The sequence below is a fragment of the Rhizobium sp. BE258 genome, from assembly GCF_031457345.1.
In the GTDB taxonomy this organism is placed as follows: domain Bacteria; phylum Pseudomonadota; class Alphaproteobacteria; order Rhizobiales; family Rhizobiaceae; genus Rhizobium.
The window spans coordinates 67899-84181 of record NZ_JAVDWL010000009.1 but is presented as its reverse complement, the minus strand read 5'-3'; the positions used below and the strand labels follow the sequence as shown (position 1 = coordinate 84181).

The following is a 16283-nucleotide window of genomic DNA, read 5'->3' as shown; positions in this document are numbered from 1 at the left end:
CCTCGTTTGATAACCAATTCAAATGCTGTGATTTGTTTTGAAAAAATCTGTCATATCGCTCTTGTGCGCCCAAAATGCTTTTGCTACATGCTGCCTCGCCGACGCAAATCGGCTCTACCACGATGCGGTCGTGGCGGAATTGGTAGACGCGCAGCGTTGAGGTCGCTGTGGGGCAACCCGTGGAAGTTCGAGTCTTCTCGACCGCACCAAAGTAAACCCGCTTCGGCGGGTTTTTCTTTTTCTACAATTTCTTATCTCATTTTGCTGACGTGAAACCTGAGCCGTTACCAGCGGTTTCAGCGCTATCGACCATTGGCTGCCTCGCGCTAGTTTATTCCCTTGTCACATCGACGGGAGTGCCGCGCATTGAGCCTGACCTTCGCCATTGGAGATATCCACGGCTGCATCGGCCCGCTGTTGCGGATGATCGAACGGGTGGAAGATTATGCGCCATCAGGAAAGGTCGTGTTTCTCGGCGACTATATCGACCGTGGCCCAGATAGCCGTGCCGTCGTGGAGACGCTGATGGCAGGGCCGCGCTCGCCGGACTGGCAATGGATCGCGCTGAAGGGCAATCACGAGGACATGGCAACGGGTGCTCATGATGGGCGGCATAACGAATCGTGGTGGCTGGACAATGGCGGGATCGAGACGCTGGCATCTTACGGCGGACCGGTTCCGTCGCCGCACTTGAACTGGATGGCGGCACTGCCGCTTCTACACACGGATTCGCATCGCATATTCGTGCATGCCGGCGTCAGGGAAGGGCTCTATCTCGAAGATCAGGCGCCGCATGACCTGATGTGGCTGCGCTTCGAAGACGATGTATCAGGTGAATTCTGGGGAAAGCATCTGGTGCACGGGCACACCCCGTCACCGGCCAATCCGCGAACGATGGGAAATCGCACCAATCTCGACAGCGGCTGCGTCTTCGGGGGAAAACTCTCTTGCGCGGTTTTCGACGATAGTCTCCCGGGCGGTCCGGCCACATTGCTTCAGGTTCGAAGCTGATCACTGTGCGAATAAAACAAGAGCCGCATATACGGCTCTTGTTGCGTTTTCGTCGCGGTCAGTGCGTGCCAACGTCGCGGCAGGCATCGGTATCGGAAGCTCCGCCATCACCGGCTCTGGTCTGCACGCCCGTCAGCTCGGCCGGGTTCTTGCACGGCGGAAGGCGCTGGGCTTCGAGCTTGGAATAGTTGATCTTCTTGGGCGCGGCCATCTTGGTCTGGTACCAGCCGTCGCTGTCATTGGTGTAGTCGTCGGAATAGGCCGGAGGGGCATGTTCGGTGTAGTGAACAGGCTTCGGCGGGCTGATGCGGATCGGGCGGACGTAGCTGTCGTCGTACATGGGAGCGGCGAAAGCGGACGATGCGACGCCAATGGCAAACAGGGCCGCGGTGGCTGCAAGTTTGATTCTCATGTGATATCTCCTCAATCAGTTGTTGCAATCAACAACGAAACGATAACCCTCGGCAGGTACGAGTTCGCTCCTGAATTGAGGCGAAATTGTGGGAGCGTATGGCCACTGCGGATTACGAATTGTCCATGTAATTCACGATTCTGTGGCGATATTTCACCGTTTTGTGACATAGGTTAGCAACCTATCAAAACAACAAAACCCGGCCGCGTGTGCGGCCGGGTTTATCGAAACATACAACCCATGAATACATTATTCGTTTCTACAATTATTGAAGCTAATCCTCGTTCGGGATATGCGAGTCGACGCCTGTCGTCTCAAGACGGTTGCGAACGTGGTGGACGCCATCGACGGAAAGCGCGCCGAGTTCGGCCTTGCGGGCAATTCCGATCGTCTCGACTGAACCTTCCAGCGTGATCGTATGGCCGTCGGCATGGACGTCGATGCTTTCGGCGTCGAGATCAGGAATGTTTTCGAGGTTTTCGGAGACGCGGGCTTCCAGATCGTCGCTCTCGCTGCGATCGATCATATCTGCCGTCAGCGAATCCCTCAGACGGTTCTCATTGCCGTCCTCGTCGGTTCCATCGATGCGGAAGCCGCCGTTGCGGTCGCGGTCGAAATTCGCCGATGTCTCGCCATAGGCGCCGTTGGCGGGCTTTGCCGAGGATGCGCCGGGGCTGTCGGAATAGGGCCAGCCGTCATCGAGATTACGCTCCTCGTAGTCGCGATAATCTTCTTCGCGTGAAATGGTGCTCTTGTCGTCGGTCTTCGGCATGATCGTCCTCCTTCAAGGTCATGCTCAAAGAACGCTCATCGGCTGGATTGGTTCGTGGAAGTTTTATGAAATTAGCGGGCGGCCTTTTCCCATTTGCGGATCAGCCGGTCGCGCTTGAGCTTGGAGAGGCGCTGCAGCCAGAAGATACCATCGAGCTGGTCGATCTCATGCTGGATGCAGATGGCGAGAAAACCATCTGCGTTTTCCTCCTTCGTCTCGCCGGTCACGGTCTGATAGCGGAAACGGATTGCGCCGGGCCGGATGACCTCCTCTGTCGCGCCAGGCATGGAGACACTGCCTTCCATCTGGCGCAAAGTTTCCGCCGAAGACGAGAGGATTTCCGGATTGACATAGGTCCGCACGCCATCGGCCTTGCTGAGTTCGATCACCACCACCCTTTGGAAGATGCCGATATGGGCCGCCGTGATGCCGACGCCGGGCGCGGCCCGCATGGTGTCCAGGAGATCGCCCGCAAGGCTCTGCAGATCGCCGTCGAAGGCGCTGACAGGTGCGCAGACTGTTTTCAATCCGGGATGCGGATAGCGCAGGATCGGGCGGATCGTCATGTTTTCATAAGCTCCTGATATTCGGGTTGCGGAAACTATCGCCGCAACGGCGCATTGTCATCCGCAGACATGGTTTTGGACGCTAGACGCAAGGAGCCAATTCGGTTAGCAGGGACGGGGACTTATGCTGCCGCAACGGCTGGCGGGGTTCGTTTATCCGCTTGTTGACAATGCCTTTTCCGCCGCCATTCTCGAACGCGGCAGGAAAGCCGTAACTGTTATGATCCTGGATGCGAGGCGCAAATGACGGCAAGCGAAGAAGACGAACGCATCCGCAAGCGTCCAGAGGACGAAGACGCCGACATCTATGACGAGGACGGCAACGTTCGCAGCGATTTTCTAGCGCTGCTCGGTGCGGCAATCGCTGATCGCGACACGATTTTCCTGCGCCAGAACGTGGCGCGCCTGCACGAATCGGAAATCGGCGACCTGCTTGAGGCGATCCAGCCAGATCAGCGCCTGGCGCTGGTGCGCCTGCTCGGCGACGACTTCGACATGACGGCGCTGACCGAGGTGGATGAAGCGATCCGCCGTGAGATCGTCGATCAGATGCCGAATGAGCAGATCGCCGCGGCGATCGGCGATCTCGATTCGGACGACGCCGTCTACATTCTCGAAGATCTCGATCAAGAAGACCGGGACGAGATTCTCGCCCAGTTGCCGTTCACCGAGCGGGTGCGGCTTCGCAGAGCGCTCGACTACCCCGAGAGCTCGGCCGGCCGGCGCATGCAAACGGAGTTCGTCGCCGTGCCGCCGTTCTGGACCGTGGGGCAGACGATCGACTACATGCGCGAGGAGGAGGACCTGCCTTACTCCTTCACGCAGATCTTCGTCATCGATCCGACCTTCAAGCTGCTCGGCGCCGTCGATCTCGACCAGATCCTGCGCACCAAGCGGCAGAACAAGATCGAAGTGATCATGCGGGAGACGAACCACCCGATCCCGGCCGAGATGGACCAGGAAGAGGCGGCACAGCTCTTCGAGCAATATGACCTTCTCTCAGCCGCCGTCGTCGACGAGAACGAACGTCTGGTGGGCGTGCTCACCATCGACGATGTGGTCGACGTTATCCATGAAGAGGCTGACGAGGATATCAAGCGCCTCGGCGGTGTCGGTGACGAAGAGCTGTCGGATAATGTCATCTCCACAGTCCGTTCGCGCTTCCTCTGGCTGCTGATCAATCTCGGCACGGCGATGCTGTCTGCCAGCGTCATCGGGCTGTTCGACGGCTCGATCGAGAAGATGATCGCGCTGGCGGTGCTGATGCCGATCGTCGCCTCGATGGGCGGCAATGCCGGCACGCAGACGATGACGGTGACAGTGCGGGCGCTCGCGACCCGCGATCTCGACATTTACAACGCCGGCCGCATCATCCGCAGGGAAGCGACCGTCGGCGTCATGAACGGGGTGATTTTCGCAACGATCATGGGGGCGATTGCCGGCACCTGGTTCCACGATTACCAGTTGGGCATGGTGATCGGCGCGGCGATGATCATCAACCTGATTGCTGCAGCGCTAGCGGGCATCCTGCTGCCGCTGCTTCTGGACAAGGTCGGTGCCGATCCCGCCATCGCCTCGTCGGTCTTCGTGACGACGGTCACCGACTGTACGGGCTTCTTCGCGTTTCTGGGGATCGCGACCTGGTGGTTTGCCATTTAACCGCGCTGCCCTGCCGAAATTGACTATTACGTAAAAGTCAATATTATTGGCGGGAAAGAGTGGGAATCTGATGCCTGTGAACAAGTATTATAGCATAACGGAGCTGACGCGCGAATTCGGTGTGTCGACGCGCACGCTTCGCTTCTATGAAGACGAAGGTCTGATCCATCCGGAGCGCCGTGGCCGTACCCGCCTTTTCCGCCAGGCGGACCGCAGGCTCATCCAGGAAATCCTGCGCGGCCGGCGCATCGGTTTTACCATCGCCGAGATCCGCGAGATCATCACCGTCTACAAGGAGCCGCCGGGCGAACTCGGTCAGCTCAAGCTCTTGATGAAGCGCGTCGATGAGAAGCGTGAGGACCTGCGCCAGAAGCGCAAGGATATCGACGACACGCTGGCGGAACTCGACAATATCGAAGAATCCTGCCTCGGCCGGCTGGCCGAAATCGGCGTCGGTACCTGAGCCGCTATTGCGGTTCGGACGGAAGCGCCTTGATGCTGCATTGATTGGCGATCGCCTGCACCCGGTCGTCGTCAGGCTTGACGATTCCCGTGTGGAAGGGCTCCAGCAGCTTTTGCCCCTGCATTTCGGTCAGCGTGCATTCGCAATAGATCTGACATGACTTGGCATCCATGCCCTGGCACCAGCCGGGATTGCACTGGCGCATGTGAATTTCGGCCAGATCCGGCTTTGCCGGTGGCATGACGAAGGTCATTGCGTAAGCGATGGCGATCAGCACCGGTTGGTGGATCAGATAGAATGCCAGGCTGTGGCGCCCGCCGCGTGCCAGCAGCGAGCCGCCGGTCCCAAATGCGGCAAGCGTCTGCGGCAGGCTGGTACGCAGGGCGATCAGCGCCAGCGTCAAGCCTGACATATAGGCGGCGGCCCAGGGAAAGATCGGCACATAATCGTTCGAGCGCGGCGGCATGTCGGTGAGACCGATCCACCAGAGCAGCGGCTGGTTGAACGATGCCGAGCGAAGCATGCCCGGCGAAACAAAGGTATCGGCGATCCAGGCGGCGATCAGGGCGATTGTCACGAGGGCGGTGACGAATAGTGGCAGGCGCGCGAAGACGACGCCCACCAGCGTCATCGCGGCCATGCAATGCAGGATTCCGAAGAATATCCACTCGCCGGGCATGGCGATGCGGGTTGCGACGGAGATCAGCAGTGCAGCGCCTGCAATCATCGCGAAGCGTTTCCAGAACGACGGCCAGCGGATGCCTGCCTGGCTCGACAACGCCATACTGAGCCCGGCAATGAACAGGAATGTGGTGGCGATGGCGCGGGCATAGAGCTTCAGCCAGCCGGTCTCGGCGGTTCCGGGCGCAAGGTACCCCATGAACTCCAGGTCCCAGCTGAAATGATAGGTTGCCATGGCGATCAGGGCGGCGCCGCGCAGCGTATCAAGGAGGCCGATCCGGGGCGGATGCGCCGGGCTGCCGTTGCTGTCAGCCATCATCGTCATTCACTGTCTCCCGGACAAATCACCGTCGCCGTTTTGCGCTGGGTCGCGGGGAATAGGAGAAAGGTGGAGATTTGATGGCGGCGACACATCCATGATCGCCAGCCGCGCCTCCGAAAAGAACTGCCTGCGCGTAAGCACGAAGACGACGGTCGCCGTCGTTGCCATGAAAACGTAAGCGTTGACGAACCATCCGAGATAGCCGATCGACAGGAAGATCGCCCGCAGGCCTTCGTTAAAATGACCGCCGGCGATGATGTTCATGCGGATCACCCGTTCGGCCGCGCGCTCGGCCGCATAAACATCCGCTTCGGTGTCGCGCATCATCGGGATTGAGCCAAACAGGATCGTGCAGTAGTTGAAAAGCCTGTAGGACCAGCCGAACTTGAAGAAGGCATAGGCGAACAATCCGGCCAACCCGCCGACCTTGAGCTCGAAGCTTACGTGGCTACCGACGAAGACATAAGGCAGGTCGGCAAAGATGGCGCTGACCTTGTCGGTGGCGCCGAGCAGGGCAAAGCAGCTGCCGATCGCGAAGATGGATGTCGAGGCGAAGAAAGCCGTGCCGTTCTGCAGACCGGCCATGATCTGGGTGTCGATCATCTTCAGGTCACGGCGCAGCGAATTGTATATCCATTCGCGGCGGCGTTCGCCCATCGCATGCGTCAGGCTGGTGCGCCCGAAGAAGGTCCGGCCGCGGAGAAGCCAGGAATAGCCGAGCCAGGACACGGCAAAGAAGGCAAGCGCAGTATAGTCCGCAAGCGTAAGCATCGATGATTCAACCCCTTTGTCTCCGGCGCCACTCTACATATGCAATGAGATGCTGCAATGACCGGGGCTGCGGCCCAAAGCGATTTCCAGTGGTCCGGCCTTTCGCAAAGCGCCGACAGGCATTAAATCCTTCTTCGGCAGTGTCGCGCCGGTCAAACGCGATGTCGGTTCGCCGCGCGCGGCAAGTTGCTCCCGGGGATAGTCTCGGTGCAGTTCATTATTGGGAATCAGGCATGTTCCTTTCGGTATTCGATGTTTTCAAGATCGGCGTCGGGCCTTCGAGCTCGCATACGATGGGGCCGATGTCGGCTGCCAACCGCTTCCTCGAGCTTATTCTGTCGAACGAGTGGCCGCGCCCTTCATCAGGCGCGCAGGTCGCGTCGATCAAGGCCAGCCTGCATGGCTCGCTCGCCTATACCGGGATCGGTCACGGGACGGGCAGGGCGGTGATCCTTGGCCTGATGGGCGAGGCGCCAGATAGTGTCGATCCCGACAAGATGGACGGCATCATCGATCAGGTGGAGCGCTCCGGCCGCATCACGCCGCCCGGCCATCCCGCCTACTTCTTCCTGCCGAAGAACGACCTGGTCTTCGACAAGAAGCAGACGCTTCCCGGCCATGCGAACGGCATGATCTTTTCCGCCTTCGACAAGGACGACCGGCTGCTGCTGCGCCGCATCTACTACTCGGTCGGCGGCGGTTTCGTGGTCACCGATACCGAGCTTGAGCAGATGCGCGCCAAGAAGAAGGCGGCGCCCGGCGCCACCAAGGTACCCTATCCCTTCGCCACCGCGGCGCAGATGCTGGAGATGGCCGATCGCTCGGGGCTCACTATCGCGCAGATGAAGCGTGCCAATGAGGAAAGCCAGCGCAGCCGCGAGGAGCTCGATGCCGGCCTCGACCGCATCTGGGATGCGATGCGCTCTTGTATCGAGCGAGGGTTGAAGGTCGACGGCATCATGCCTGGTGGTCTCAAGGTTCGCCGCCGGGCGCGCCAGATCCACGACAAGCTGCAGGAAGAATGGCGCAGCAATCGCATCAACCCGCTGCTCGCCAACGACTGGCTGAGCGTCTATGCGATGGCGGTCAACGAGGAGAATGCGGCGGGCGGCCGCGTCGTCACGGCGCCGACCAATGGTGCGGCCGGCGTCATTCCGGCAACCATCCGCTACTACGAGCATTTCCATGACGACTGGGACCAGAACGGCATCCGCGACTATCTGCTGACAGCAGCAGCCGTTGGCGGCATTATCAAGCACAATGCCTCGATCTCCGGCGCCGAAGTCGGCTGTCAGGGCGAGGTGGGTTCGGCGGCTGCGATGGCGGCTGCGGGGCTTGCCGCGGTCATGGGCGCGACGCCGGCCCAGATCGAGAACGCTGCCGAAATCGCGCTCGAGCACCACCTCGGCATGACCTGCGATCCGGTTGCCGGCCTCGTTCAGGTTCCCTGTATCGAGAGGAACGCGCTGGGTGCGGTCAAGGCGGTGACGGCAGCCTCGCTTGCGGTCAAGGGAGACGGCCAGCATTTCGTGCCGCTCGACGCCTGTATCGAGACGATGCGTCAGACCGGATACGACATGAGCGAGAAATACAAGGAAACCTCCACCGGAGGTTTGGCCGTCAACGTCGTGGAATGCTGAGTTTGTGGACTTCGGGCCGGTAGCGCTTGACGCTGCCGGTCAAAAGGATTTCAACAGCCAGCATGGCATTGCATCTCATCAAATTGTGCGTTGGCGCCGACTCCATCGAGGATCTGCGCGAATGGGTCGCTGAACGTTCTCTGCGGGCGATTGCCGCCGGTCTCGAGCCCCACTCCATCCACACCACCCGCATGGTGCCGAAGCGCGTCGATGAACTTCTCGACGGCGGCTCGCTCTATTGGGTGATCAAGGGGCAGGTACAGGCGCGCCAGAAGCTGCTGGGTATCGAGGCCTTCACGGATGGCGAGGGCATCGGCCGCTGCCATCTCATTCTCGGACCGGAGGTCATCGAGACATCGGTTCAGCCGAAGCGGGCGTTCCAGGGTTGGCGCTACTATCCGGAAGAAGATACGCCGCGCGACCTGATGAGCCTCGGCGCCGGTATTGCTGAAATGCCCGCGGACTTGCGCCGCGAGCTTTCGGAACTCGGATTGCTCTAGATAATCAGCGAAGCCGCAGCGTGACCGGCGACGTACCTTCCGGGCAGGTGACGTGCAGGTGGATGCGGGCTTCGGGCTGCTGGTAGCGCCAGGCGCGGGCGCCATGGGTCAGCAGAAGATTGATCAGATCCTTGGTCTTGGCCGACTTGGTCGCGCGCGGCCGCCCGATCTCGGCGAGGCGCAATGCAGCCTCATGAAGCGGGTGCAGGCCGATGCGGGCCGGCTTGCCGGTTGCGCGTCCTTCGGGCGGAAAGCCCGGTACATTTCCATTGATCGCCATAATATTCCCCGTACGCACTAACAATCGAGGTCACGAACTTCGACCAGAACCGCAAACACCGGTTCGGCCGTCAGCGGTGCCGTCAGAAACAGGACTGGCGGCACCGAATGTCTCACTGGGCAGCCGCCCAGCACTTGACGCCTGCGCGCTTCAGCGCCTTGCAGGCATTGACCGCGTCGCGCTGGTCGTCGAAACCACCGAAGCGGGCGCGGTAAATCTGTTCGCCGTCATTGGCATAGGCGATAGCGAAAGGCTTGGCCGAGCTCAGCGCCTTGCCGCCCTTGGCCTTGGCGTTCTGCAGCAGATCCATCGCTGCATCCTTGCTGGACGAGACGCCGATCTGGACAACCCAGCCGGACGGACCCTTTTCGGTGACAGGTGCAGGCGTCGCAGCAGCCTTTGCCGCAGGGACGGAAGCCGTGGTCAGCTGATCGACGGAATTGTCGTCAGCCTGTTCCGGCATATAGGCAGGCGCCGGCGTGGGGACGGCAACCGAACCCTTGATCGCGACAGTCTTGACCTTTGTCGGCGACGGCATCTCGGTCGGCTGCTGAGTTGCCACCAGCGGGTTCTCCGTCTTGACGGCAGGTGTGTCGGTGTAAGCGGTCGCCGCAGCGGCAACTTCGTAGCGTGCGGCCGGAGCCGGAGCTGTATGCGGCAATTCGATCTCGGAGGCAGCAGCGACCGGAACTTCAGCTGCCGGGGCAGGTGCCCGCGTCGGAGCCGGTTCGGCAATCAGCTTGGTGCCGCCGCGGGTCGAAGCCTTCGGCAGATAGGTGGCGATCAACTTGCGCATCTGGTTGTCGCGGGCAGGGGTAGAGGCACCACCCATGACCACGCCGACGATCGAGCGGCCGTCGTCCTGCACGGAGCTGACAAGATTGAAGCCTGCAGCGCGGGTATAGCCGGTCTTGATGCCATCGACGCCGCGCACGGAACCGACGAGACGGTTATGGCTGCGGATCGTGCGGGTGCCGAACTTGAAGCTCTGCGTGGCGAAATAGCCGTAATATTGCGGGAAATGCTGGCGGAGCGCGATGCCGAGGCGGGCCTGGTCACGGGCCGTCGTCATTTGCGCCGTGTTGGGCAGGCCGTTGGCGTTGCGATAGGTGGTGCGGGTCATGCCGAGCGCATGGGCCTTGGCCGTCATCATTTGCGCAAAGCGGTCTTCGCTGCCACCGCCAATCATCTCGCCAAGCGCGGTTGCCGCATCGTTGGCAGACAGCGTTACGAGGCCGAGAATGCCCTGTTCTACGGTGATCGAACCGCCGGTGCGGACGCCGAGCTTGGTCGGCGCCTGTGCGGAAGCGTGCGGGGAGAAGGGAACGCGGGTATCGAGCGAAATGCGGCCCTGCTCCAGCGCCTCGAAGGTCATGTAGAGTGTCATCATCTTGGTCAGCGATGCCGGATACTGAAGGCGGTCGGCGTTCTCACTGTACAGAACGTTGCCGGTCTTCGCATCGACGACGATGCCTGCATATTTCGGATTGGCTGCTTCCGCTTCCGCGGTAACCGATTCGGCGAGAAACGCCGTCGTGGCGATCGCAAGTGCCGCAAGCATCTTCACCAGGAAATTGCCGGACCGCGACGGATGTACGGAGGAGACTGACCTTGACACTATTTCACTCTTCGCTTGCATTTCTGATGTTTTTGAACCGGACCGCACGCCCCTCCGCGGCGATCGTTGACTACGGAAGTTACCGGGGCTGAGTTACCAATCCGTTTATGATTAATCGTTTCTTTCGCCCGTCAGCCGCGTTTTACCGGCTTGTCGCAGAACGGGTCGCAAGGCGCGCCTCCACAAAAGAGCGAATAGCGGCATCAATATGGTCCCAATCGTTCAAATGACGGCTGGAGAATCGGTAAAGCACGCTCAGATCCTTGCCGACCTTGATGTCGCGCTGGCAGTCGCCGCTGGTCGCGAGCTCGGGCGATTCGGGCAGGATGCAGCGAACGGCATAGTCGGCCGCGTTCGGGCGCTCTGCCGTCAGCAGGACCTCTCCGGTGTAGCCGGCATCGGCGCGCAGGTTGTGGAGCGTCAGGCCATCGGCATAGGGCTTGGCCGTACCGTCCATCAGATGGGCGTAGATCGGTTCGATTCGCCCGGACATGTCGCGCGACATCGTGCTTTGGGTGATCTGCAGGAAGATGAGGCCGGCCGACTGGGCGACGTCGTCGAAGCGTTCGCGGTCGTTCTTCGTGTAGCCCTGCATTTCCGGCCAGGTCAGATACAGGTCGGCACGCTCGGAGACGCCGGCATGGCGCTGGCTCGGGAAGCGAATCGTGTTTTCCGAAAGGTTGAGCGTGTCGCGGCCGATCGTGACGCTGACGGCCTGGGTGCTGTCGCTATTGCCTGCCAGCGTGATGTGGCGGCCGAACCAGCGGCCGCCGAGGCTGATCGCGATGGTCAGGACGGCAAGAACGGCGACGGCGGCGGTCACGCGGATGAGGAAGCCACTGGAGAGGATCGGGCTTTCGTCGACTGCGGCGGCATTGGGGGCGAGATGGCTCATGACGGCTCTCAGTCGTTGACCGCCGCAAGAAAAACGTGAGCCGCCGGTGCCTGGATGAATCTGACGGCATCATCAGGTGAGGGTGGTTAATATCGCATTAACCAAAGGGATGCGGGGCGCCCGATAAAGGGCGAGCCGCTCCCGGGACAGCGGGAGCGGCTCTGGGGCGCCGGTCGGGGACGGGGATGCGGGGGACTGACCGGTGCCTGGCTATGGTGCCGGAAAATCCCGGCAGGTCTCTTACTTCACGCTGCCGACGGCAACCGCACGGCCATCCTGAAGCTTCATCCAGCGATTCGGATCATCCGAAGACTGGCGCTTGAGGTAGGTGTATTCGGTATCGGCCCAGAGCATGACCTTGTTGCGCATGTTATCGAGAATGAAGTCGCCGTGGTCGGTGCGGACGGTTAGGACGGCGTGGCCTTCGCCATTCGGCTGCAGCACCACGGTCATCAGGAGGTCGGACGGCGAGACGCCGGCATCGATCAGCAGCTTGCGCTTCAAGAGCGCATAGTCCTCACAGTCGCCGACGGTACGCGGGTAGGCCCAGCGCTCTTCCACACCGTAGATCTCCATGTCGGTCATCGGCTGGATCGACGAGTTGACCTGATAGTTGATCTTCAGGATATCCTTCCAGCGTGCTTCGGTGAGAAGCAGCGGGCCGGCGTCACCGGCGGGATTGCTGCAATCGGCCGGATTTTCCTTGCAGAACTGATAGGCGCCGATCGGTGGGCTAGCGTTGCCTGCAAGCGTCATGCTGCCGGGCGCCGCCTGTCCTGTGCCCGTCATGGTGATCATCATGATACTGGCGAAAATGCCGCTCTTGATTGCGTTGAACATTGTCTCTGCCGTCTCCCCGTTTGTTGAGGTGACAATGACATCGACGGTTTTATCCGACGCAAAATTACGTAGTCAAATTAAGCGCTTAGTTGATTCAAAAGCACAGAAAACTTGAGCGATATTTGAGTCGAATACGCATAAAAACAGCAGAAAATTTGCGGCAAATTCGATTAAAATTGCAGCTATTCCCGATACGGGTTCTGTGCCGGAATGGCGCTATTCCGGGGTAAAAGTTAACGGCGGAGTGTTCCGGATTGTGGCTTATTATCGCGTTGTTAACGCTGCCTTGCGGGCTGATCTTTCCGGATCAGATGCAAGATCGCTGACATAAGGGCGCAAAAAGCGCCGAATTGGCAGGTTTTCGTCCGATTCAGGCGAAAATTATTTTTCGAGAAAATGCAGAAATTTTGCCGCCGCATCAACGATAGCGGCGGCGATGACGCTATTGTCGAGGGAATGAGCGGCATTTTCGACGATGACGAGCTCGGCCTCCGGCCAGGATTGGGCCAGTTCCCATGCGGTGGTCAACGGCGCCTCAAGGTCGAACCGGCCCTGGATCAGCGTTGCGGGTATGCCCTGAAGCTTGCTGGCTTCGTCGAGCAGCTGCCGGTCCTTCAGCCAGGCGCCGTGATGGAAGTAGTGCGTCACGATCCGCGCACGCATCAGCAGATAGCGCGGATCGGCCCACCGGCGCGGCATGCCGTTCGGATCGGCAAGCAGGATCGACGCGGCCTCCCACCGGTGCCAGGCCAAGGCGGCGGCCTGGCGCAGATCGACGTCCGGGCCGTTCAGCATAGCGAAATAGGATGCGAGTGGTCCGCGATCGCGGAGGCTGTGTGGAATGGCCCCGATGAAATGCGCATAGTCAGCGGGGAAGAGCCGGGCCATGCCGCTACACAGCCAGTCGATCTCGGAGCGGCGTGTCGTGGTGATGCCCGCTAGAACCATGCCTGCAACGGGTTGCGGGTGACGCTGTCCGTAAGCAAGCGCGAGCGTCGTACCCCAGGAGTTGCCAAACAGGAGCCATCGCCCGACGCCGAGATGTTCGCGGAGGCGTTCGATATCGGCGACCAAATGCCAGGTGGTGTTGGCAGCAAGATCGCAATCCGGGTCGGCCGCATTCGGCAGGCTGCGGCCGCAATTGCGCTGATCGAAGAGGATGATCCGGTACGCCGACGGATCGAAATAGCGTCTGGACGCAGCCGAGCACCCCGAGCCCGGGCCGCCATGCAAAACGACAACCGGCAGGCCGTCCGGATTTCCGCAGCATTCAAAATAGAGCCGGTTGCCGTCGCCGGTATCCAGCATGCCGTGATCGTATGGCTCGATCTCAGGAAATAATACAGCCATCAAGAAAGCCGCCTTCTTGCGAGGCGGCCTTGATCACCGACGGCGATGACGGCAAGATGACGCCTAGAGAAATTCGCGCAGGGTTTCGCGGGACTGGAGCGAGAGAAATTCGAGCGCCACGCCTTCGGAGAAATGGCGCACCACGCGGCCGCGCATGTTGCCGAGGCGGATCGCTGTGCCGAGCGGTGGCCGGGCCTCGACGTCGACGGCAGCGCCCGACAGCGAAAGGTCCATGATACGGCAGACATAGCGCGTACCGTCTTCGAGCGTCAGTTCGCTCTTGGTTTCGCGCGGCGTCAGACGGTCGTGGCGGCGGTCTTCTGGCAGGCCAAGTTCGTGCTTGTTGGCGAGCCAGGTCAGCTGTGCCGCAAGCTTCTCGCGCTTCCGTTCCGTTGCATTGATCGACATGGTGAAGCCGCGGGCATCGACGGTCTGCACGTGGCCTTCGACGCGGCCAAGATGGTCGATATAGGCGACGACACGTTCGTTGGCGCGCGGCCGGCCGGGGCAGGTGACGTACATGTCGCCTGGCGACATGTCGATGACCATGCATTCGAACTCTTCGTAGTTCGCAAGCATCAGCCGGCCCTGCATATTGATCGGCACGCGCTGAAAAACACCCTGTTCAGGGCGCGGCGCTCTCTGCGTCTGAGCTTGCTGGAACGAGTGCATGAAAGCGCTTCTTTATAAAATGATATAGTGCGATCTTTACCCGCAACACCTTAACAGAAGGTTGTCTGACGACCTCACATTGCAGCTTCTGGCAAGCATCCGATCTGTATCGTTTCGAGACGCGTCAGCGGGCAGGTGAACCACTGCGGAACGAGGAAACGACGCGCCCCAGAATCGCGCCCAGACCATGCGGTCTTGTGGGTTTGGTGCTCACCTGCCAGCCTGCTTCGGCACTAGCGTCGCCCTGGAAATTCCGCAGCGCGCGGCAGCGGTCGAGCACCAGGAAATCGAGCGGCACGACCTCCAGCCAGCTGGCGACAGTCGTGGCGGCAATGACGCCGAAGAGGCGCTCGCAGTGACCGTCATCCGACCGCAGCGGCATTAGCGCGATCTCGAAGGCTGCGCGGTGGCCGGCGGTGCTGTAACCCGTTACGTTGAGCAGTGCCGGCATCGCATGGCGCATGGCGCCGGCCAGCGTGGCTTCGATGGTGTTGCCATATCCTTCGCCGAACAATGCCGAGAAGCTTTCGTCGCGCAGATCCTGGCCGAAAAGATCGGAAATCTTGGCGCCGGCCAGCCTGAAGGTGACCGGGCCTTCGGCGCTGATCTCCAGTATGAAGAGGCTGGGCAGCATGTGACCCAAAGTGGACGGTTCCAGTTCGGATTTCAGCGGCGCGTCCCGGGTGCCGCGCAAACGGTTCCAGTAGTCGTAAACATCGATGATGGTGTGATGACGCACGGTGCACCCAATCTGTTTCATTACAGTCCAGAATCAGGCCGTCATGGCCTGCTTGGGTGTTATCCTGCGGGTTTCATGCCAAGTCGGGCCCGTTAAGGTTAAAGAAGAGTTTCGATTGCCCGTCCCGCCTGTCCGTGGGAGATGTCTTGTCATCGCTTCGGAAACGAAGTTCAGCACGAAAGACTTATCGGGCACGGGGTTATCCCGGGGGACGCTCGGCCGCCGTCCGGTTCTGCCGGACGGCTTTTTTTTTGCCCGACGCTCCTGTAAGGCTGTGGCCTCGAAATATGAGGGTACAGATGGACGAGCAATCGCCGGAGCGGCAGACGAACGGTGAGGAACGGGTGCAGGCCAAGCGCGAACCGGTCTTCAATCTGCCAGGCATCCTCGTTGCAACACTCGCCCTTCTTGCCGCTATCTACGCCGTGCAGACGCTGGTCCTGCCGGATCAGGCGGTCGAGTGGCTGCTCCTCACCTTCGGCTTCATTCCCGCGCGCTACGTGATTCCGCTGTCGGAGCAGGGGCTGCAGTGGCTGTGGAGCCCGGTAACCTATTCGCTGCTGCACGGAAGCATCGAGCATATCCTGTTCAACGGCCTGTGGCTGATGGCCTTCGGTGCGCCGGTGATCCGGCGGATCGGTATCGGCCGCTATCTAACCTTCTGGTTCCTCTCGTCGATCGCTTCGGCAGCGTTGCATGCCGCATTGAACTGGGGCGATCCGACGCTGCTGATCGGCGCGTCCGGCGTGATTTCGGGCCTGATGGGTGCAGCCTGCCGGTTTGCCTTTCCTGCCGATGCGCGTCCGGGTCGGCCGGCGCATCTCAATCCGCGGCTTTCGATCGCGCAGACGTTCCGCAGCCGCACGGTGATCGCCTTTACATTGTTCTGGCTGTTCGGCAACGCGCTGATCGCCGTCGGCGTGCCGCTGGTCGGCGATGGCAGCCAGGCGATCGCCTGGGACGCCCATATCGGCGGCTTCGTCTTCGGCTTCTTCCTGTTTCCGTTGTTCGACCGTGCACTACCGCCTACGGACGAAGGTCAGGACGAGCCGTCGTATTGCAATCCTGATCGTTGAAGTGCACCATTCCAAC

Annotated in this window: 18 protein-coding genes and 1 tRNA gene; 7 read left to right on the top strand and 12 right to left on the bottom strand. The window is 60.7% G+C overall.

The genetic code is table 11. The annotated features are described in order from the left end of the window. Positions 1 to 124 precede the first annotated feature (124 nt). Positions 125 to 209: transfer RNA gene (locus J2X43_RS26860), tRNA-Leu, on the top strand. Between the two features lie 157 nt (positions 210 to 366). Further along, the gene (locus J2X43_RS26855) at positions 367 to 1011 is read left to right on the top strand and encodes a metallophosphoesterase family protein (protein ID WP_310299886.1); all 645 of its coding nucleotides are present in this window, start codon (positions 367 to 369) and stop codon (positions 1009 to 1011) included. 58 nt (positions 1012 to 1069) lie between these two features. Here the strand turns inward: J2X43_RS26855 and J2X43_RS26850 are convergent, their stop codons facing one another. The 3 genes from J2X43_RS26850 to J2X43_RS26840 form a co-directional block, all read right to left on the bottom strand. After that, positions 1070 to 1423, bottom strand: a complete 354-nt coding sequence (locus J2X43_RS26850) for a hypothetical protein (protein WP_112387320.1) — start codon at positions 1421 to 1423, stop codon at positions 1070 to 1072. A gap of 274 nt (positions 1424 to 1697) precedes the next feature. Further along, positions 1698 to 2195, bottom strand: coding sequence for a BON domain-containing protein (locus J2X43_RS26845; protein ID WP_310299882.1), 498 nt, complete (start codon positions 2193 to 2195; stop codon positions 1698 to 1700). A gap of 71 nt (positions 2196 to 2266) precedes the next feature. Beyond that, the gene (locus J2X43_RS26840; RefSeq protein ID WP_310299880.1) at positions 2267 to 2761 is read right to left on the bottom strand and encodes a peptide deformylase; all 495 of its coding nucleotides are present in this window, start codon (positions 2759 to 2761) and stop codon (positions 2267 to 2269) included. Positions 2762 to 3004: 243 nt separating this feature from the next. Between J2X43_RS26840 and mgtE the strand changes: the two genes are divergently transcribed. Together mgtE and J2X43_RS26830 are read left to right on the top strand one after the other, a co-directional pair. After that, the gene (gene mgtE, locus J2X43_RS26835) at positions 3005 to 4420 is read left to right on the top strand and encodes a magnesium transporter (RefSeq protein ID WP_112516291.1); all 1416 of its coding nucleotides are present in this window, start codon (positions 3005 to 3007) and stop codon (positions 4418 to 4420) included. A gap of 70 nt (positions 4421 to 4490) precedes the next feature. Continuing rightward, positions 4491 to 4883: a MerR family DNA-binding transcriptional regulator gene (locus tag J2X43_RS26830; protein ID WP_112387324.1), complete on the top strand. Its 393-nt coding sequence runs from the start codon at positions 4491 to 4493 to the stop codon at positions 4881 to 4883. Between the two features lie 4 nt (positions 4884 to 4887). Here J2X43_RS26830 and J2X43_RS26825 read toward each other — a convergent pair whose 3' ends face one another. Both J2X43_RS26825 and J2X43_RS26820 read right to left on the bottom strand, forming a co-directional pair. Further along, a complete protein-coding gene (locus J2X43_RS26825) occupies positions 4888 to 5889 on the bottom strand; it encodes a heparan-alpha-glucosaminide N-acetyltransferase (protein ID WP_310299874.1) in 1002 nt (333 codons plus the stop codon). Then, complete coding sequence (locus J2X43_RS26820) at positions 5890 to 6657, bottom strand: DUF599 family protein (RefSeq protein WP_310299871.1); 768 nt, start codon at positions 6655 to 6657, stop codon at positions 5890 to 5892. A 233-nt stretch (positions 6658 to 6890) separates the two neighbouring features. On the opposite strand from J2X43_RS26820, the gene J2X43_RS26815 reads away from it, so the two are divergent. After that, entirely contained in the window at positions 6891 to 8297 is a 1407-nt protein-coding gene (locus J2X43_RS26815; RefSeq protein WP_310299868.1) for an L-serine ammonia-lyase, read from the top strand. Between the two features lie 62 nt (positions 8298 to 8359). Continuing rightward, a complete protein-coding gene (locus J2X43_RS26810) occupies positions 8360 to 8797 on the top strand; it encodes a DUF1489 family protein (protein WP_310299866.1) in 438 nt (145 codons plus the stop codon). Positions 8798 to 8801: 4 nt separating this feature from the next. On the opposite strand, the gene J2X43_RS26805 is transcribed toward J2X43_RS26810, so the two are convergent. The 7 genes from J2X43_RS26805 to J2X43_RS26775 form a co-directional block, all read right to left on the bottom strand. After that, positions 8802 to 9077 (bottom strand): hypothetical protein, encoded by a 276-nt coding sequence (locus J2X43_RS26805; protein WP_112387329.1) that lies wholly within the window; start codon positions 9075 to 9077, stop codon positions 8802 to 8804. A gap of 112 nt (positions 9078 to 9189) precedes the next feature. After that, a complete protein-coding gene (locus J2X43_RS26800) occupies positions 9190 to 10716 on the bottom strand; it encodes an SPOR domain-containing protein (protein WP_310299862.1) in 1527 nt (508 codons plus the stop codon). Positions 10717 to 10837: 121 nt separating this feature from the next. Beyond that, positions 10838 to 11590, bottom strand: a complete 753-nt coding sequence (locus tag J2X43_RS26795; protein WP_310299857.1) for a hypothetical protein — start codon at positions 11588 to 11590, stop codon at positions 10838 to 10840. Positions 11591 to 11830: 240 nt separating this feature from the next. Next, positions 11831 to 12430: a transglutaminase-like cysteine peptidase gene (locus tag J2X43_RS26790; protein ID WP_112387332.1), complete on the bottom strand. Its 600-nt coding sequence runs from the start codon at positions 12428 to 12430 to the stop codon at positions 11831 to 11833. 381 nt (positions 12431 to 12811) lie between these two features. Beyond that, entirely contained in the window at positions 12812 to 13780 is a 969-nt protein-coding gene (pip, locus tag J2X43_RS26785) for a prolyl aminopeptidase (RefSeq protein WP_310299855.1), read from the bottom strand. Between the two features lie 63 nt (positions 13781 to 13843). Next, positions 13844 to 14452, bottom strand: coding sequence for a PilZ domain-containing protein (locus tag J2X43_RS26780; RefSeq protein WP_310299851.1), 609 nt, complete (start codon positions 14450 to 14452; stop codon positions 13844 to 13846). A gap of 124 nt (positions 14453 to 14576) precedes the next feature. Further along, entirely contained in the window at positions 14577 to 15212 is a 636-nt protein-coding gene (locus tag J2X43_RS26775) for a PAS domain-containing protein (RefSeq protein ID WP_310299848.1), read from the bottom strand. A gap of 278 nt (positions 15213 to 15490) precedes the next feature. On the opposite strand from J2X43_RS26775, the gene J2X43_RS26770 reads away from it, so the two are divergent. Next, entirely contained in the window at positions 15491 to 16267 is a 777-nt protein-coding gene (locus J2X43_RS26770; protein ID WP_310299844.1) for a rhomboid family intramembrane serine protease, read from the top strand. Positions 16268 to 16283 lie beyond the last annotated feature (16 nt).